Here is a 14,971-nt window from a genome sequence, read left to right on the forward strand (position 1 = left end):
CCGGTTCAGTGCCGGACCACGACCCCGGGCGCCATCCGCCCGCAGTTGGAACCGGCGACCTTGACGCTCACCGATTCGATGGCCCCGCCCCAGTCCACGCACCGCCCTTTCGCCGCGAGATATACCGGGCCGGCATAGGCGGTGTATTTTCCGCTGTCGAATACCGGGGCGGAACTGTGGTCGGACGGCCCGAGTTCGGCGTGGATGAATACCGCCTTCCCGGGACTGTTCCGGACCGTCACCACACAGTTCTTTCCGGTCTTTGCGCTGTACGTGAGATAGACCGTGCCTTTTCCGCTGACCGGTGCGGAATTCACGACCCCGTACCCGCTGCCACAGGCCCCGTTGTACGCCGCACTGCGGACCGGCGCGGCCGATGCGGTGGTGGCCAGGCCCAGCGTGGCGATGCTCGCCACGGCCAGTGTCGCCGAACCGGTGAGAAGAGAGGAACGCTTCATGGAAAACCCCCGTCAGGTGGTGTCCGTCGCGTGGTCGTGCACCGAATTGGTGCTGCACCGTGTTGGACACCAGCCGGACGGGGATGGTTGTAAGCGAAATTCCGCCAGTACACGTGTTCCTTTTGGTCGTCGCCTTCGTCTCCGCCTCAGTCGTCGTCGTCCGCGCCGTAGGCCAGCACCTTCAGCCTGCTGTAGGGGCCGTTGAACCGGTTGTGGTCGCCGACGGTGTGCCCCGAGGAGGTGTGCTGCCAGATGCTGTGGAACCGCCAACCGCCCGGCAGGGAACCGACGGAGGAGCCGTAGTGGGGGATCCACAGCGGGTTGCTCCGCCCGAACCGTTCGGAGTTGCCGGTGCACCGCTTCCACCAGTTGGTCGAGGTGTAGATCACCGCGTCCCGCCCGGTCTGCTCCCGGTAGGCGCGCACGAAGTCGGCGATCCAACTGATCATGGCGCCATGGCTCTTCCCGTAGCAGGTCGCGCCGTAGGGGTTGTACTCCAGGTCGAGCGCGCCCGGCAGCGTCCGGCCGTCCCGCGACCAGCCCCCGCCGTGGTGCGCGAAGTACCGCGCCTGCGAGGCGCCGCCGGAGTGGTCCGGCAGCGCGAAGTGGTACGCGCCGTGGATCATGCCGGCCTTGTACGCGCCCCGGTACTGCTCGGTGAAGTACGGGTTCTTGTAGCTGTTCCCCTCGGTGGCCTTGACGTACGCGAACCGCACCCCCCTGTGCCGCAGCTTCCGCCAGCCGACCTTGCCGTTGTGGCTGGAGACATCGACCCCGGCCACGGACTTCCGGGTCCAGGCGCCGCGCGGCTCCGTGCCGGCGGCCTGCTCGATGCCCTCGTGCGCGGCGATGGTCGAGCCCATCCAGTCCTGCTCGGGGTGGGCCGGCGTCTTCGCGACTTCCGTCGTCGCGAGGGCGGTGCCGGGCAGCGTGAGGGGCAGTGCGAGCACGGTGACGAGTGAGACGAGGGAGCCGGCCGCAAGGGGGACCGTACGCCGGGCCGGTGCGGATCTGCGCAAGGGCATCGCGTGCCTCCGAAGGACTTCGGTTGAGTCAGTTTCGACAGCTTTTGAGCAGAATCCTGCCGATGAAATGACTTATACGCTGAAATGCCCTGGTCCATGACTCGATGGGCCGGGGGTCCGCCGTCCGGCCGGGTCATCTCACCCGTCTGGTCGCGCCCGCGCCCCCTCCGCCCGGCGGTCGTGGCACGAGAGGAGCGGGCCCCGGCACTGCCGGGACCCGCTCTCCGCTCAGCGGCGAACGCGCCATGTCGCCGCTTCGCCAGCTCTCTATGACGACCCTGCGGGGTCGGATGTCCGGTCCGTCATCGACGGTGGCTCAGTACGCCGAGTTGACGTTGTCGATCGAGCCGTAGCGGTGGGCCGCGTAGTTGGCGGCGGCGGTGATGTTGGCCACCGGGTCGGTGAGCTTGTCGGCGGTTCCGGCGACGTGGTAGGTCTCGAAGGTGGGCTGGATCACCTGGAGCAGGCCCTTGGAGGGTATGCCGTTCTGGGCGTTGACGTCCCAGTCGTTGACGGCGTTGGGGTTGCCGCTGGACTCCCGCATGATGTTGCGGTGCAGGCCCTCGTAGCTGCCGGGGATGCCCTTGGACTTCATGATGTCCAGGGCCTGGTGGATCCAGCCGTCGAGGTTGTCGCTGTACTTCTTCGGCGCGGCCGGGCGGTCGGCGGAGCGGCTGGCGGCCTGCTCGGCGGTGTGGCCCTGCTTCGCGACCGCGGTGACCTTGATGTGGTCCGCGACGGAGGCGCTCACCGGACGCTCGACCTTGGCGGTGTCGGCCTTGGCGGGCATCCCGTCGGCGCTCACCGGCTTGACCGCGGCGGGGGCGTGCGCGGTCGTGCTCACGGCGTTGCTCGGGGCCGCGGTGACGGCCAGGCCCGTAGTGGCGCCGGCGGCGGCCAGAACGGCCACGGCGACCTTGTGGGTACGGGTGATGCGGGCGATCCGGGCAGCGCGGGGCAGGGTGAAGCTGGGCATACGGGGGTGACCTCTTCCAGGTGCTGGGTACGGGGAGGTGGCCATCGTTGGCGCGTTCGGACCGGAGACTCCTGGCCGCGTTCGCCCTTGGGGGCGGGGGTGCGGCGCGCTCTCGGTGCGACTGGATCCATGGTTAACGGCCGACCCCGTGGGTGGCAATGCCCCCCTGTACTACCCTTCTTCGTGAGATGGCAGGCAATGTCCGGAATGGGACGGTATCAGCCCCGTGTTCATGGGTCGGGCCCGCACTCGCGTCGACTACGCGGGCTCGTACGTGACGTACGTCGCGTGCCCGGCGTCACCTGCCGGGGCCCTCGAAGACCCCTCGGGAACCCCTTGCGAGTTACCTGGGTCACACCCCGAATTCGCCATCGCCGCCCCGTACTTCACGCCCGCGGGGCGCACCGGAAGCGGGCCGCGCCCCCTGTGTCCATCGATACGACGGTGCTGCTGGTCCGTTCGTAGCAGCGCCCGGACTGTCGCACGGCGCCGGAACCGCGGGTCCCGGAGAGTGGGACCACGCACAGCCACCACTCACCGTAGGGAAGTGCTCATGCTCCGTCGCACCACCGTTGTGCTCAGCGGCCTGCTCGCCGCCGGGATCCTCGCCACCGGCGTCGCCGCCGCGGCCCCCGCCGACCAGCACCGGGGCCGCCACGAGGGCCGCCATGCGAGTCACCTCACCCCGAGGGAGCGCGCCGGCCTCCGCTTCGCCGGACACATCCTGGACGTGCTCTTCGGCGGCCCGTCGCGCCACAGCCGCATCCACTGACCGAAACGCCAACGGCAATGGCCCTGCCCGCGAGTTGCGGGCAGGGCCATTGCCGTGCTGTTCGTGGCGCCTCGAAGGCGCGGGGTCCCGGCCGGGTGCTCCCTCGTGGGGTCCCGGCGCGGAAGGCCGCCTCAGTAAGCGGAGTTGACGTTGTCGATCGAGCCGTAGCGGTGCGCCGCGTAGTTGGCGGCGGCGGTGATGTTGGCCACCGGGTCGTACAGGTCGTGCGGCGTACCCGACACGTGGTACGTGTTGAACGTGGGCTGGATCACCTGGAGCAGGCCCTTGGAGGGTATGCCGTTGCGGGCGTTGATGTCCCAGTCGTTGATCGCGTACGGGTTGCCGCTGGACTCCCGCATGATGTTGCGATGCAGGCCCTCGTAGCTGCCGGGGATGCCCTTGGATTTCATGATGTCCAGGGACTCGCGGATCCAGCCGTCGAGGTTGTTGGTGTACTTCTTCGGCGCGGCGGCCTTGGGGGCGGCCTTCGGCGCCTCCTTGGCGATCTCGGTGCGCTCCGCGGAGCGGTCGGCGGCCTGCTGGGCGGTGTGCCCCTGCGCGTCGACCGCGGTGACCTTCAGGTGGTCCGCGACCGACGCGGTGACCACGTGGTCCTGCTCCTTTGCCGCCTTGTCCTTCGCAACGACCGGCAGGCCGTTGGCGCCGACCGGCTTGACCACGGCGGACGCGTGGGCGGCCGGTGCCGCGGCGTTGCTCGGTGCCGCGGTCATCGCCAGGGCTGCTGCGCAGCTCGCGGAGGCCACCAGCGCCGCGGAGACCTTGTGCGTGCGGCTGAGGCGGGCGGTTCGGGGCAGGGAGAAGTTGGGCATGGGCATGCGGAGGTGACCTCTTCCAGGGCTTTGGTGGCGGGGAGATGGCCATCGGTGGCGTCTCGGGGGCCGAGGGTCGGTGCCGCGCTCGCCGCTCTGGCGGAGTCCGCAGGCTCGTTCTCGGTGTTACCGGAAACATGGTTAACGCCGGCCCGGGATGGTGGCAATGATGCCGTGTACTACCCATCTTCGTGTGTTCGGGCGAGATGTCCGTAATGAGGTCGGAAATCCCCGGCCCGCACCGCACCCGGACTCGACTAGTCCGGGTCGTACGTGACGTACGTCGCGTGCCCCGCATCACCGCCCGGGCCCCTCAAAGACCTCTCCCGACGCGGCAGTTTGTTGCCTGGTTCACAGCCCGGCGGGGCCGGTCCGCCGTCCCCGGCGACCCCGGCCCCGCCACTGCGCGGTCACCCGGCTACGGCCCGTGGCCGCCGGGTCCGCTCCTCACGCCCGCACCGGATCGGCGGCCGCGCCCGCGCCCGCCGCGGCCGCGCGCCCCACCGACCCCAGCGGCCGGTCCGTGAAGAACCGGACCGCCAATTCCGCGACCTCCTCGGGACGTTCCAGCACCACCCAGTGATCCGCGTCCGGAATGGCCAGGAAGCGGCTCCCCGCGATGGTCGCCGCGAAGTCGCGCTGCCGGGACGGAGCGGTCACCGTGTCGTGCTCACCACAGAAGACCAGCGTGGGGACGCCGGACAGGCCCCCCGAGAAGTCCGGCCGGTCGGTCAGCGCCCGGCGCAGCGAATCCACCGCGTGCGGGGAGTGCAGCGCCGCCTGCAGCATCGCCCGCCGCACATAGCGGTACGCCAGCTCCCGCCGGGCCACCGGCCGGCTCTCGTCACGGCACAGCAGCCCCTCGGCCACCATCGTGGCGAAGGTGCCGGTGTCCCCCTCCTTCAGATGCCCCGAAGCCCGCCGCCAGTGCGCCACCTGCGCCTCGCTGATGTGCGCCGGCACCCCGCCCAGCGCCAGCCGAGCGATCCGCCCGGGGAACCGCCGGGCACACCCGAAGGCCAGGCCCGCCCCGTAGGAGAAGCCGAAGAGATTGATCCGCGGGACGCCGAGATCGTCGATGATCCCCAGGATCGCCGCACACAGCACCTCGATGCTCGGCCCGGGCGGCAGCGGCTCCGCACTGCCCATCCCGGGCAGGTCCGCGGTCACCACCTCCGCCACCGGCCCCAACCGGTCCTCCAACTGCGGCCACCCGAACATCCCCTGCAACGCACCGCCCAGCACCAGGACGGGCTCGGTGCACCGCTCCGGCTGCCGCAGCACCCGGTACGCGTACGACACCCCGCGCACCGACAGGGAGCGGATCACTTCCTCGGACATGGCTGCTTCCTTCTCGGAGAGGCTCGATGAGGCCCGGAGCGCCCGGAGCGCGCCCGGACCCCGGCAGGACCGGCCGGTCAGCCGCGGGTCAGGACGAGCGCCGCATTGTGGCCCCCGAACCCCAGCGACGTCTTGACCGCGCAGTCGAACGCCGCGGGCCGGGCCGCGCCGTGCACCACGTCGATCGGGATCCGCGGGTCGGGCACCGTGAGGTTGGCGGTCGGCGGCACCAACTGCTGCTCCAGCGCCAGGACGGTCAGCGCGGTCTCGATCCCGCCCGCGGCGCCCAGCGTGTGCCCGGTCATCGCCTTCGTCGACGTCGCCAGCGGATGCTCGCCGAGCACCCTCCGCAACATCGCCGCCTCGATACGGTCGTTCAGCACCGTCGAGGTGCCGTGCGCGTTCACGTGCCCCACATCACCGGGCCGCACGTCGGCATCTGCCAGCGCGGTGCGCAACGCCCGCTCGATGCCGCGCCCCTCGGGATCCGGCGCCACCGCCGCGTAGGCATCGCTGGACGCCCCGTAGCCGGCGATCTGCGCACGGATCGGCGCCCGCCGGGCCCGGGCGTGCTCGGGCCGCTCCAGCACCAGCAGCCCCGAGCCCTCCCCGACGACGAAACCGTCCCGGTCCACGTCGAACGGGCGGCAGGCCGCGGTCGGGTCCTCCCGCCGGGTGGAGACCGCCTTCATCTGGCAGGCGCTGGCGATCAGCAGGCGGGAGAGCACCGACTCCGCGCCGCCCGCGATGGCGATGTCGCAGGCCCCGGCGCGCAGCAGCTGGTGCGCGGTGCCTACCGCCACGGTCCCGGAGGAGCACGCCGTGGCCACCCCCAGGCTGGGGCCGTGCGCCCCGAGGTCCATGCAGACACTGCTGGCCGCGCTGTTGATCACGGTCAGCGGGGCCAGCTTGGGGGAGACCCGCCGGGCGCCGTGCCCGGCCATCGTCGCGCTCTGCTGGTCGTAGAAGGGCAGCCCGCCGTGGGCCGAGCCGATCACCACCGCGACCCGGCCGCTGTCCCAGCTCGCTGGATCCAGTCCCGCGTCGTAGACCGCCTCCCGGGCGGCGATCACCGCGAGCTGCGAGAAGCGGTCCATCAGCCGCTGGGTGGCCACCCCGAGCAGCGCCGCGGGGTCCAGATCGGCCGCCGTGTACATGAAGTCACAGGGCAGATCGGCGAGTTCGGCCTGCTGGGACACATTGCCGGGCACCACGTCATGGGTGACGGAGTGCCAGGTCGCCTTCGTCCCCACGCCCGCCGCGGTCACCAGGCCCAGCCCGGTCACGGCCGCGATGAACGGCTTCTGGCGGGCCGTCACGCCGAGACTTTGCCGTCGATGGCCGCCACCAGCTGTCCCACCGTGTCGCGCGAGGTCAGCGACACCTCTTCGAGATCGATGTCCAGCCGCTCCTCGATGAGCACCCGGAGCTCCTCCAGAGCCAGGGAGTCCAGCCGCAGGCTGCGCAGCGGGGTATCCGCCGTCACCTCACCGCGTGCGACCCCGAACCGCTCCTCCAGCAAGGTGTTGACAACTTCTGCCGCATTCACGTGGCGCTCCTCCGCTGTTCGTAGGCGATGCTGCCAACCGTGTCCTGGGCGGATATTTCGCCGGTGGCTCCGGCTGGTTTGGCCACTCTTTATACGCCTTTGTCCCGGGCGCTCCCCAACCTTGGTAGCTCAATGGGGTGATGGGCGCACTGGAGTGGGGGAGAGGCGCCCCTTCAGGCGGTGCGCGCCACGGGGAACGGCTTGGTGTCTAACGCCGAAACGGGCCGCGGGGTACGGGCCGTACGCCGGTCGGTGCGGAGCGGCGCCCGCGGGGCGGGCGCCGGCGGCGGTGCTCGCGTCAGGACTCGTCGAGCGCGCCGGTGACCCGACTCAACAGGCCGCGCAGCGTCCGGAGTTCGTCGACGGTGAGCCCGGTGGCGGCCAGCATCCGGCGCGGGACCGGCAGTGCCCGCTCCCGCAGCGCCTCGCCGGCCCCGGTGAGCCGGATGATCACCGACCGCTCGTCCTCCGGGCTGCGCTCCCGGTGCACCAGCCCCGCCGCCTCCAGGCGCTTGAGCAGCGGCGAGAGCGTGCCCGAGTCCAGTCGCAGCCGCTCGCCGATGCGCTTGACCGGCTCCGGGCCGTGCTCCCACAGCACCAGCATGACCAGGTACTGGGGGTAGGTCAGCCCCAGTTCCTTCAGGGCCTCCCGGTAGACGCTCCCGAACGCCCGCGAGGCGGCGTGCAGCGAGAAGCAGACCTGGTGGTCGAGGCGGAGCAGTTCGGCATCGGAAACCGGGGGCGTGGTCATGGAGTCAGGTTAACGCCCGGAAGTCGATTGAGTTGTGCGCAATTAACTTGCGTGCAACTCAATTACGTGCGACTGTTGCTCCCGGCCGGGTCGCTCGGCCGGCCCGCCGCGGATCGCCGGGCCGGGCGCGACCCGCCCCCGTCCACCACACGAAGGGACCCCTCATGGACGCGCTGTACACCGCCGCCGCCACCGCCAACGGCCGCGAGGGCCGGGCCGTCAGCTCCGACGGCAGGCTCGACCTCGCCCTGGCCATGCCCCCGGCCCTCGGCGGCGACGGCGCCGGCACCAACCCCGAGCAGCTCTTCGCCGCCGGGTACGCCGCCTGCTTCGCCAGCGCCATGGCCAACGTCGGCCGCCAGATGAAGCTGGACACCAAGGACGTCTCGGTCACCGCCGAGGTCTCGATCGGCAAGGACGCCACCGGCTTCGGCCTCGCCGTCGTCATGCGGGTCGAGCTCCCGGACGCGCTCGCGGGCGAGACCGGGCGGCAGCTCGTCGAAGCCACCCACCAGTTCTGCCCCTACTCGAAGGCCACCCGCGGGAACATCGACGTCGAGCTCGTCATCGAGTAACGGGGCCGGGGTCGGGGCGGGGGCCTCGGGGCCGGTCGTCGCCCGCCCCGACGAGGTCAACGGAAGCGGCGGAAGCAACGGAAGGGTCGACGTAAACCCCGCCATCCGGGCATTTCCCCCAGCCGAGTGCAACCATGATTTATGCCCTTTCAACGGCTGACGCGGCTACGCCAACGACCGGACCCGAGCCATGCCCTGCTGCTGATCCCGATCGGGCTGATCGTCGCGGTCTGCATGGTCGACGCCCTCGCTCCGCCGGACATCCACCTGGGCCCGCTGCTGGTCGCCGCACCCGCCCTCACCGCCGCCCTCGCCGGACCCGGCCCGACCGCGATGATCGGCACCCTGGCGGTCGCCGCCCAGGTGAGCATCGGCCTCGCCCGCGGCGCCCTGTTCACCGAGAACCTCTACGCGCAGATCAGCTCCCTGATCGTGGTCTCGGCGCTGGTCTTCCTCTTCACCGTCGTGCGGGAGCGCAACGAGCGGCGACTCACCCGTAGCCGCTCGGTGGCGGCCGTGGCCCAGCAGGTCCTGCTCCGGCCGCTGCCGGCGCGCAGCGGCGACCTGGAGATCGCCTCGCTGTACCTCCCGGCGGAGGAGGAGGCGGAGATGGGCGGTGACCTGCTCGCCGCGGCCCGCACCGCCGCCAGCACCCGCCTGATCATCGGGGACGTCCGCGGCAAGGGCCTGCCCGCGTACAGTCACGCCGCGCTCATCCTCGGCGCCTTCCGGGCGGCCGCGCACCGCCAGGCCACCCTGCCCCGCCTCGCCCGCCACCTGGACGGCGCGGTCCGCTGGGACACCAGCCAGTGGCGCGCCCCGGCCGCGCGGCCGGCCGCCGACCCTGCGGACCCCGCCGATCCCGCTGCCGACGGTTCGCCCACCGCCGAGCGGCCCGCCCCCCGCCCGGCCCCCGGTCCCGACCTCGACGAAACGTTCGCCACCGTCGCACTCTTCGACATCCCCGACCGGCGCCCCGAGCTGAGCACCATCAGCTGCGGCCATCCGCCCGCCCTCCTGCTGCGCGACGGCCATGCCCGCACCCTCGACCCCCGGTGCGCCGCCCTGCCCATCGGCCTCGGCGCCCTCGACGGCCCGCAGAACTACGACATCGACACCTTCCCCTTCCACCCCGGTGACCTGCTGCTCCTCTACACGGACGGGGTGATCGAGGCGCGCAACGCCGACGGCGACTTCTACCCGCTGACCGAACGGGCCGGCGCCTGGAGCCGCAGCAGCCCCCAGCACGTGCTCCGCCGGCTGCGCGAGGACCTCTTCGCCCACACCGGCGGCGGCCTGGCCGACGACGCCGCGGCGGTCGCGGTCCGCCGCCTGCCGCCCCGCCCCGCGCACCGCCCGGACCCGGCCGAGGGCACCCCGTAGCCGCCACGGCCCGTGTGTGCAGCGCCTCGTGCGTAGGCGACGACGGCGATCGGGGCCCGGCGGCCAAGGCCCCGGCCGCGGAGCGCCCGCGGGCATGACATCGGTCACGCCAGGCCGCCAGGCGTTCCGCCCGGACCCCGATATTCCGCCCTTCCGGCACCGTTCCCCGCGCCCTTACGGAGAGCGCCTCCGGCTGACGCTTCCTCAAGTTCGTCCCACTTGCTAAACACGTCCGATCGGGGGTACTCGTCCGAATCGTCCGTAAGTGGTAGAGGAAGCGCAGCATGACCGACCCCACCAGCCCCGCAGCCGACATATCCCGCGTCACGGGGATCTCCGACGACGGCACCCGCGGGACCTTCGAGCTCGACCTCGCCGGCCACGAAGCCCGGCGCCGGGCCGAAGTCCTCGCCGCGCTCGGCGACACCTGGGACCCCGTCGCGGTGATGAAGGACGAGGCGGAGGCCCAGCGGCTCCTCTACTCCGGCCTCGACGCCGACCAGCAGGCCACCTACGCCATGCTGGTCGCCGCCGGAGTGCTGCCGGCCGCCGGGCAGGGCTGAGCATGCTGCCGATCGACCCCACCGCCGACATCGGCCGCCGCGCCTGGGTGCCCTGCCCCCGCTGCCAGGACCACCAGGACTGCGACACCTGCGGCGCCGGCCGCACCTGCGACGACCACTGGCGCTACCTGCTGTCCAACAAGGGCAGCCTGCTGCACCTCCAGTGCCCCGCCTGCACCCACCTCTGGTCCTGGGACTCCGGCTTCGGCGCCGGCGGCCGCCCCTGACCCGGCGGCCCACCCGCCACCGCACCACGGCGCCCCGATCCCACCCGCGTGCGCAGTGCGTACGCGGCGCTCCTGCGTGTCCGCCAGTCCCCGCGCGACGGCGGGGCGTACGCCACGTCCTCCCCGGCACCGCCACCTCCCCGCCGCCCGCCCGCTTCGTCCGCCGTTTTTGCCTGCGCCCCCGCCCGGACAGCGATAGCGTGCGAGGCGCGGAGCCGCCCGAGGAACCGCCCTCCGGCGGGCCGCCGGGCCGCCCCGCACAGACCGCACTCCCCGCAGCCTTCAGAGGAGCAGACCATGGAGCCGCCCACGGCACAGCGGGCCCGATCGCTCTGGCTGATGACCGAGCCCCTGCACGCGGTCTGCTACTTCGACGACGACTGCCGGGCCCTGGGCAAGGCCCTCGGCCTCAAAGGCTTCTGGATGGGCTACTTCGCCTCCCGCACCGCCCCCATGGGCGCCGTCGAACCCGCGACCGCCACCGCCGTCCTCGGAGTCTTCGCCCCGGGCATGGTGGCCCGTGCGCTGCCCGCGGCCTGGAGTACCGTCAGCCCGGCCCACGTCCTCGACGAACGCGGCACCCGCGCCGCCCGCGCCCTCCGCGCCGCCGCCCCGGACCTCGACCGGTCCGCCACCGCACTGCTGCCCCGACTCCAGGCGCTCGTCGACGCCGCCCCCGACACCGCGCGCCCGCTCTTCGCCGCCAACCGCGCACTGTGCGACCACGCCGACCCCGTCGAACGGCTCTGGCAACTCACCACCGCACTGCGGGAGTTCCGCGGCGAAGCGCACCTCGCCGTGCTCGCCGACCGGGAACTGGACGGCTGCGAAGCGGTTGTCCTCGCCGCCGCCACCGGCCGGGTGCCGGAGGGCACCATGCGGGAGGACCGCGGTTGGACCGAGCAGGAATGGGCCGCCGCCGCGGACCGCCTGCGCTCCCGCGACCTCCTCGACGCCCACGGCAACCCGACCGCACAGGGCCGGCACGAACGCACCCACATCGAGGCGGAAACCGACCGCCTCGCGGCCCGACTCCTCCGCCCCCTCTCCGAGGCGGACACCGACCACCTGCTGGAACTGCTCCAGCCGGTCGTCCGCCGCATCCTGGCCGCGGACGTCCTGCCCTTCCCCAACCCCATCGGCCTGCCCCACCCGGACACGCCCTAGCGTCCCCCGCACACGCACACGCACACGCACCGCGCCACCCGGGCATCCCGTACCACCCCCCTCCGCCGAGAACGTCTGGTACGAGCCGCCGACCCCCGTCGCGTCCGGCTGATTCAGAAGGTAACGCGCCGCACTGACAATCGACTTCTCCCCGAAGAGGGGGCCTCCCGGACTACGACGTGATTGTCGGCTGCGCTACGAGGTGATTGTCATCTCGTGGTTCGATGGGTGCTTTGGGGTGCTTTGCAGCGACAGATCGGATCACCTCCGACGGAGGCGGCGTTGTCTGAGTATGGATCCGAGAGAATTGTGGGACCGCAACGCCGTACTGGCAGAAGCGTTTTGTCTGGGCGACGAACGTGTCCGGGAAGCACAGGCCAAGCTTGACGAGGCGCAGGCCGATCGCTCCCGCGTGCTCGCGGCGTTCGCCCTGATGGTGGGCAGTACGGGCGCGGTGGCCGGACTTTTCGGACTCAACGAACGGGAAGTGCGGGTCGCCCGGCGCACGGTGGGCAAGGACGACGCCCGCGTGGTCGCCGAGGAACTGCTGGCCAATGCCGCCCGCACCCCACCCAAAGAACCGGAGGATCCGGTGCCGGACCACCCGTCCGACCCTTCCTTCCCGACCCATGCCGCCACCGCCGCCCCACCACCGGGCGGCAGCCGGCAGACCGGCACGGCGGCAACCGGCGCCCCACCGGACCAGAACTGGTCACCCGCCATGGACGCGGTCCTGATCGGCAGCTGGCAGACCGGTGTGGACCTCAGGGAACTGGCCGCCGAATTCGGCCTCGACCTGAGCCGCCTGATGGCGCGCGCCCAGCAACTCTCGGCCCAGGGGCGCTTCTATCCCGGCTCCACCGAGACCTACGCCGGCCGCCACCGGCGCGGCCCCGGCGACGTCCACGAGTCCGAATACACCATCCCCGCCCAGCAGTCGACGACCTGGAGCGGCGCCGCCACCGCCCACCCCATGACCTCCGCCTCCTGGTACACGGGCGCGATGCCCTCCACCGAGCCCGTTACCGATGTCACCGCCCTCACCTCCGAATGGGACAGCGCCCTCGCCCCCTGGGGCACCATCGCCCCCGCCCACGAGGAGCCCGCGCCGGCCCACCAGCCATGGGCCCAATACCACCTCAGCTCCTGATGACCCCGAACAGCACCGGACACCACGCCCGGTGCGAAATCGGTTGCCAAGCGAGCCGTCAGCAACGAATTCAGTGAAATGCCTGGCTTGAATATTATGAAGTCGTTACTCTGACGGGCAGTCCCACCGGGCTGCCCGCTCGCGTACGCAGCCCGCCTCCCGGCCGGTGGCACGGCAGCCGCCCGTAGCACGGCACCCCAGAGCAGACAGGTGGACAGGCAGACAGCCATGACCGAGTCGATACCCGCCCCGGGCCGCACCCTCACCGAAACCGACCGCACCCGACACCGCCGGCTCCGCGAACAAGGCAGCCTCGACCGCACCGAACTCGACGCCGTACTGGCGGCCGGCTTCGTCTGCCACCTCGGCGTGACCGTCGACGGCACCGTACGCGTGGTACCCACCGTCTACGGCTCGGACGGCACCACCCTCTACTTCCACGGCTCGGTCGCCAGCCGCAGCCTGGTCTCCTCCCCGGGCGCGGAGGTCTGCGTGACCGTCACCCACGTCGACGGACTGGTCCTGGCCCGCTCGGTCTTCGAGCACGGCGTCAACTACCGCAGCGCGATGATCTACGGAGTGCCGCGCCCGGTCACCGACGACGAGGAGAAGCTGGCGGGCCTGCGGTGCCTCACCGAGCAGTGCGCACCCGGCCAGTGGGACTACGCCCGCCGCCCCCACCGCAAGGAACTGGCCGCCACGGCGCTCCTCGCCCTCTCCCTCGACGAGGCATCGGTGAAGATCAGGACCGGCGCCCCGGACGACGGCGACGGCCCCGACGCCGCACTGGGCCTGTGGGCGGGCGTCCTGCCGCTCCACACCACCTGGGGCGCCCCGACACCGGACCCCGCACTGGGCACGGACCTGCCGGTGCCGCCGCACATCGCCGCACGCGCGAACACCCCCGCGTCATGACCGGCCGGAGCGACCGGCCGGAACCGGCGGTCCGTCACGAGCCGACGGACCGCCACGCGCCGACGGACCGGCCGCACCCGTCCAGGACCTGACGGCCGAACCGCCCGGAGCGGACCCGTGGCAGTCAACCCCCGCGCAACGCCTTGCGCTTGCGCCATGCGACGGCCACCGCCGCCAGCCCGCTGACCGCGATGAAACCCATGGACAGCAGAAACGCCGGCGACGTCGGCGTCGACGCCCGCGCGCCCGCTACTGCGTAGGCCGCGGTGTTGGGGATGCTCCCCAGCGCCGTGGCCAGCAGATACGGACACCAGCGCATACGGGAGACCGCCGCGCAGTAGTTCATGGCCGCGAACGGCAGCCCCGGGAACAACCGGATCGCCAGCATGGAACGGAAGCCGTGCTCGCTCAACTGCCGGTCCGCGGCGGTCAGCCAGCGGGCCCGCAGCAACGGCCGCAGCGCCTCCTGCCCGAGCAGCCGCCCGAGCCCGAACGCCAACCCGGCGCCCAGCACCGTACCGGCCAGCGCGGCGACCAGCCCCGACTGGCTGCCGAACAGCGCACCCGCGGCGAGATTGAGCACCGGCCGCGGGACGAACGCCGTCGTGCACACCCCGTACGCCAGCGCGAAGCCCACCAGCGCGGTCGGCCCCGACCACTGCGCGGGCCAACCACCGGCCAGCAACTGCTGGGGATGCCACCACACCATCGAGATCGCGGCACAGATCAACAGGACCAGCAGGAGGACCAGTCGCGACCAGGGCGACACCACCACACGCGTACAGCGCGCGGCGAGGCCGTCGGACGTGGCGGGGGCGGGCATCCCGGGAGCGTAACCGACGCGTGCGCCGCCCGGCCGGAATCCGGGCCGTACGACCACGAACCGGGGTGCACGACGCGCAATGGGCGGCGGCGATCCGGACGGCGCGCAACGGCGGCACGCATGCCCACGACGCCCTACGCGACGGAGGCGGCGGGCCCGTAAATCATTCGACGCCGGAGCCGCGCCCCGGCACCATATGAGGCATGTTCCGGCACGCCTTCCTCCCGATGCCGTCCGCGGTCGCCATGACCGCCGCGGACGCACCGAAGGCTGCCGCCGGACTCCTCGCCGCGGCCACGGCGGCCGCAGCCACGGCGACCGACGCTGCCGCTCCCGCCGCCGTCACGGTCGACACCGCAGCCGTCTCGGCCGCCGCGGCAAACGGCACCCGAAGCTGACCCTCTCCGGATCGTCCGGCGGACCCCGCAGGGGGAGGGTCGGGGCGGTCCAGGGGTCCCCACGGCGC

Annotated in this window: 18 protein-coding genes; 9 read left to right on the plus strand and 9 right to left on the minus strand. The window is 72.2% G+C overall.

Annotated features, from left to right (window positions below; translation table 11 throughout):
• Positions 1-5: 5 nt before the first annotated feature.
• The 3 genes from CG747_RS31750 to CG747_RS31760 all read right to left on the minus strand — a co-directional run bounded on the left by CG747_RS31750 (position 6) and on the right by CG747_RS31760 (position 2,459).
• Positions 6-458, minus strand: a complete 453-nt coding sequence (locus CG747_RS31750) for a spore-associated protein A (RefSeq protein ID WP_100605309.1) — start codon at positions 456-458, stop codon at positions 6-8.
• A gap of 146 nt (positions 459-604) precedes the next feature.
• Complete coding sequence (locus CG747_RS31755) at positions 605-1,483, minus strand: lysozyme (RefSeq protein WP_100605310.1); 879 nt, start codon at positions 1,481-1,483, stop codon at positions 605-607.
• A gap of 316 nt (positions 1,484-1,799) precedes the next feature.
• The gene (locus tag CG747_RS31760) at positions 1,800-2,459 is read right to left on the minus strand and encodes a transglycosylase SLT domain-containing protein (RefSeq protein ID WP_100605311.1); all 660 of its coding nucleotides are present in this window, start codon (positions 2,457-2,459) and stop codon (positions 1,800-1,802) included.
• Positions 2,460-3,012: 553 nt separating this feature from the next.
• Here CG747_RS31760 and CG747_RS31765 point away from each other — a divergent pair.
• Positions 3,013-3,231: a hypothetical protein gene (locus CG747_RS31765; protein ID WP_100605312.1), complete on the plus strand. Its 219-nt coding sequence runs from the start codon at positions 3,013-3,015 to the stop codon at positions 3,229-3,231.
• A 131-nt stretch (positions 3,232-3,362) separates the two neighbouring features.
• Here the strand turns inward: CG747_RS31765 and CG747_RS31770 are convergent, their stop codons facing one another.
• The 5 genes from CG747_RS31770 to CG747_RS31790 all read right to left on the minus strand — a co-directional run bounded on the left by CG747_RS31770 (position 3,363) and on the right by CG747_RS31790 (position 7,702).
• Positions 3,363-4,061: a transglycosylase SLT domain-containing protein gene (locus CG747_RS31770; protein WP_180985785.1), complete on the minus strand. Its 699-nt coding sequence runs from the start codon at positions 4,059-4,061 to the stop codon at positions 3,363-3,365.
• Positions 4,062-4,508: 447 nt separating this feature from the next.
• A complete protein-coding gene (locus CG747_RS31775) occupies positions 4,509-5,402 on the minus strand; it encodes an alpha/beta fold hydrolase (RefSeq protein ID WP_100605314.1) in 894 nt (297 codons plus the stop codon).
• Between the two features lie 77 nt (positions 5,403-5,479).
• A complete protein-coding gene (locus tag CG747_RS31780) occupies positions 5,480-6,721 on the minus strand; it encodes a beta-ketoacyl synthase (RefSeq protein ID WP_100605315.1) in 1,242 nt (413 codons plus the stop codon).
• Positions 6,718-6,951: an acyl carrier protein gene (locus CG747_RS31785; RefSeq protein WP_180985781.1), complete on the minus strand. Its 234-nt coding sequence runs from the start codon at positions 6,949-6,951 to the stop codon at positions 6,718-6,720. The genes CG747_RS31780 and CG747_RS31785 overlap by 4 nt, the downstream gene beginning before the upstream one ends.
• A 298-nt stretch (positions 6,952-7,249) precedes the next feature.
• Positions 7,250-7,702, minus strand: a complete 453-nt coding sequence (locus tag CG747_RS31790; RefSeq protein WP_100605317.1) for a MarR family winged helix-turn-helix transcriptional regulator — start codon at positions 7,700-7,702, stop codon at positions 7,250-7,252.
• Positions 7,703-7,866: 164 nt separating this feature from the next.
• On the opposite strand from CG747_RS31790, the gene CG747_RS31795 reads away from it, so the two are divergent.
• The 7 genes from CG747_RS31795 (at position 7,867) to CG747_RS31825 (ending at position 13,682) form a co-directional block, all read left to right on the plus strand.
• A complete protein-coding gene (locus tag CG747_RS31795) occupies positions 7,867-8,277 on the plus strand; it encodes an organic hydroperoxide resistance protein (protein ID WP_100605318.1) in 411 nt (136 codons plus the stop codon).
• A 141-nt stretch (positions 8,278-8,418) separates the two neighbouring features.
• Positions 8,419-9,660: a PP2C family protein-serine/threonine phosphatase gene (locus tag CG747_RS31800; RefSeq protein ID WP_257980877.1), complete on the plus strand. Its 1,242-nt coding sequence runs from the start codon at positions 8,419-8,421 to the stop codon at positions 9,658-9,660.
• A 284-nt stretch (positions 9,661-9,944) separates the two neighbouring features.
• The gene (locus CG747_RS31805; protein ID WP_219621546.1) at positions 9,945-10,223 is read left to right on the plus strand and encodes a DUF6400 family protein; all 279 of its coding nucleotides are present in this window, start codon (positions 9,945-9,947) and stop codon (positions 10,221-10,223) included.
• Between the two features lie 2 nt (positions 10,224-10,225).
• On the plus strand, positions 10,226-10,450 hold the full coding sequence (locus CG747_RS31810) for a hypothetical protein (protein ID WP_100605319.1): 225 nt from the start codon (positions 10,226-10,228) through the stop codon (positions 10,448-10,450).
• A gap of 297 nt (positions 10,451-10,747) precedes the next feature.
• Complete coding sequence (locus tag CG747_RS31815; RefSeq protein ID WP_100605320.1) at positions 10,748-11,617, plus strand: hypothetical protein; 870 nt, start codon at positions 10,748-10,750, stop codon at positions 11,615-11,617.
• A 292-nt stretch (positions 11,618-11,909) separates the two neighbouring features.
• Positions 11,910-12,767 carry a hypothetical protein gene (locus tag CG747_RS31820; protein WP_257980878.1) on the plus strand — a complete coding sequence of 286 codons (858 nt, stop codon included), beginning with the start codon at positions 11,910-11,912 and terminating at the stop codon, positions 12,765-12,767.
• Between the two features lie 228 nt (positions 12,768-12,995).
• A complete protein-coding gene (locus CG747_RS31825; protein ID WP_100605322.1) occupies positions 12,996-13,682 on the plus strand; it encodes a pyridoxamine 5'-phosphate oxidase family protein in 687 nt (228 codons plus the stop codon).
• A 124-nt stretch (positions 13,683-13,806) separates the two neighbouring features.
• On the opposite strand, the gene CG747_RS31830 is transcribed toward CG747_RS31825, so the two are convergent.
• Positions 13,807-14,505, minus strand: a complete 699-nt coding sequence (locus tag CG747_RS31830) for a TVP38/TMEM64 family protein (protein WP_100605323.1) — start codon at positions 14,503-14,505, stop codon at positions 13,807-13,809.
• Between the two features lie 203 nt (positions 14,506-14,708).
• Here CG747_RS31830 and CG747_RS31835 point away from each other — a divergent pair, with 203 nt between their 5' ends.
• On the plus strand, positions 14,709-14,903 hold the full coding sequence (locus CG747_RS31835; RefSeq protein WP_100605324.1) for a hypothetical protein: 195 nt from the start codon (positions 14,709-14,711) through the stop codon (positions 14,901-14,903).
• Positions 14,904-14,971 lie beyond the last annotated feature (68 nt).

The sequence above is a fragment of the Streptomyces sp. CB02959 genome, assembly GCF_002803155.1.
In the GTDB taxonomy this organism is placed as follows: Bacteria; Actinomycetota; Actinomycetes; order Streptomycetales; family Streptomycetaceae; genus Streptomyces.

Excerpts from the sequence above, each read along its gene's own strand:
- CG747_RS31750 (WP_100605309.1), bottom strand. The coding sequence starts at position 458 with ATGAAGCGTTCCTCTCTTCTCACCGGTTCGGCGACACTGGCCGTGGCG.
- CG747_RS31755 (WP_100605310.1), bottom strand. The coding sequence starts at position 1,483 with ATGCCCTTGCGCAGATCCGCACCGGCCCGGCGTACGGTCCCCCTTGCG.
- CG747_RS31760 (WP_100605311.1), bottom strand. The coding sequence starts at position 2,459 with ATGCCCAGCTTCACCCTGCCCCGCGCTGCCCGGATCGCCCGCATCACC.
- CG747_RS31765 (WP_100605312.1), top strand. The coding sequence starts at position 3,013 with ATGCTCCGTCGCACCACCGTTGTGCTCAGCGGCCTGCTCGCCGCCGGG.
- CG747_RS31770 (WP_180985785.1), bottom strand. The coding sequence starts at position 4,061 with ATGCCCAACTTCTCCCTGCCCCGAACCGCCCGCCTCAGCCGCACGCAC.
- CG747_RS31775 (WP_100605314.1), bottom strand. The coding sequence starts at position 5,402 with ATGTCCGAGGAAGTGATCCGCTCCCTGTCGGTGCGCGGGGTGTCGTAC.
- CG747_RS31790 (WP_100605317.1), bottom strand. The coding sequence starts at position 7,702 with ATGACCACGCCCCCGGTTTCCGATGCCGAACTGCTCCGCCTCGACCAC.
- CG747_RS31795 (WP_100605318.1), top strand. The coding sequence starts at position 7,867 with ATGGACGCGCTGTACACCGCCGCCGCCACCGCCAACGGCCGCGAGGGC.
- CG747_RS31800 (WP_257980877.1), top strand. The coding sequence starts at position 8,419 with ATGCCCTTTCAACGGCTGACGCGGCTACGCCAACGACCGGACCCGAGC.
- CG747_RS31805 (WP_219621546.1), top strand. The coding sequence starts at position 9,945 with ATGACCGACCCCACCAGCCCCGCAGCCGACATATCCCGCGTCACGGGG.
- CG747_RS31810 (WP_100605319.1), top strand. The coding sequence starts at position 10,226 with ATGCTGCCGATCGACCCCACCGCCGACATCGGCCGCCGCGCCTGGGTG.
- CG747_RS31815 (WP_100605320.1), top strand. The coding sequence starts at position 10,748 with ATGGAGCCGCCCACGGCACAGCGGGCCCGATCGCTCTGGCTGATGACC.
- CG747_RS31820 (WP_257980878.1), top strand. The coding sequence starts at position 11,910 with ATGGATCCGAGAGAATTGTGGGACCGCAACGCCGTACTGGCAGAAGCG.
- CG747_RS31825 (WP_100605322.1), top strand. The coding sequence starts at position 12,996 with ATGACCGAGTCGATACCCGCCCCGGGCCGCACCCTCACCGAAACCGAC.
- CG747_RS31830 (WP_100605323.1), bottom strand. The coding sequence starts at position 14,505 with ATGCCCGCCCCCGCCACGTCCGACGGCCTCGCCGCGCGCTGTACGCGT.
- CG747_RS31835 (WP_100605324.1), top strand. The coding sequence starts at position 14,709 with ATGTTCCGGCACGCCTTCCTCCCGATGCCGTCCGCGGTCGCCATGACC.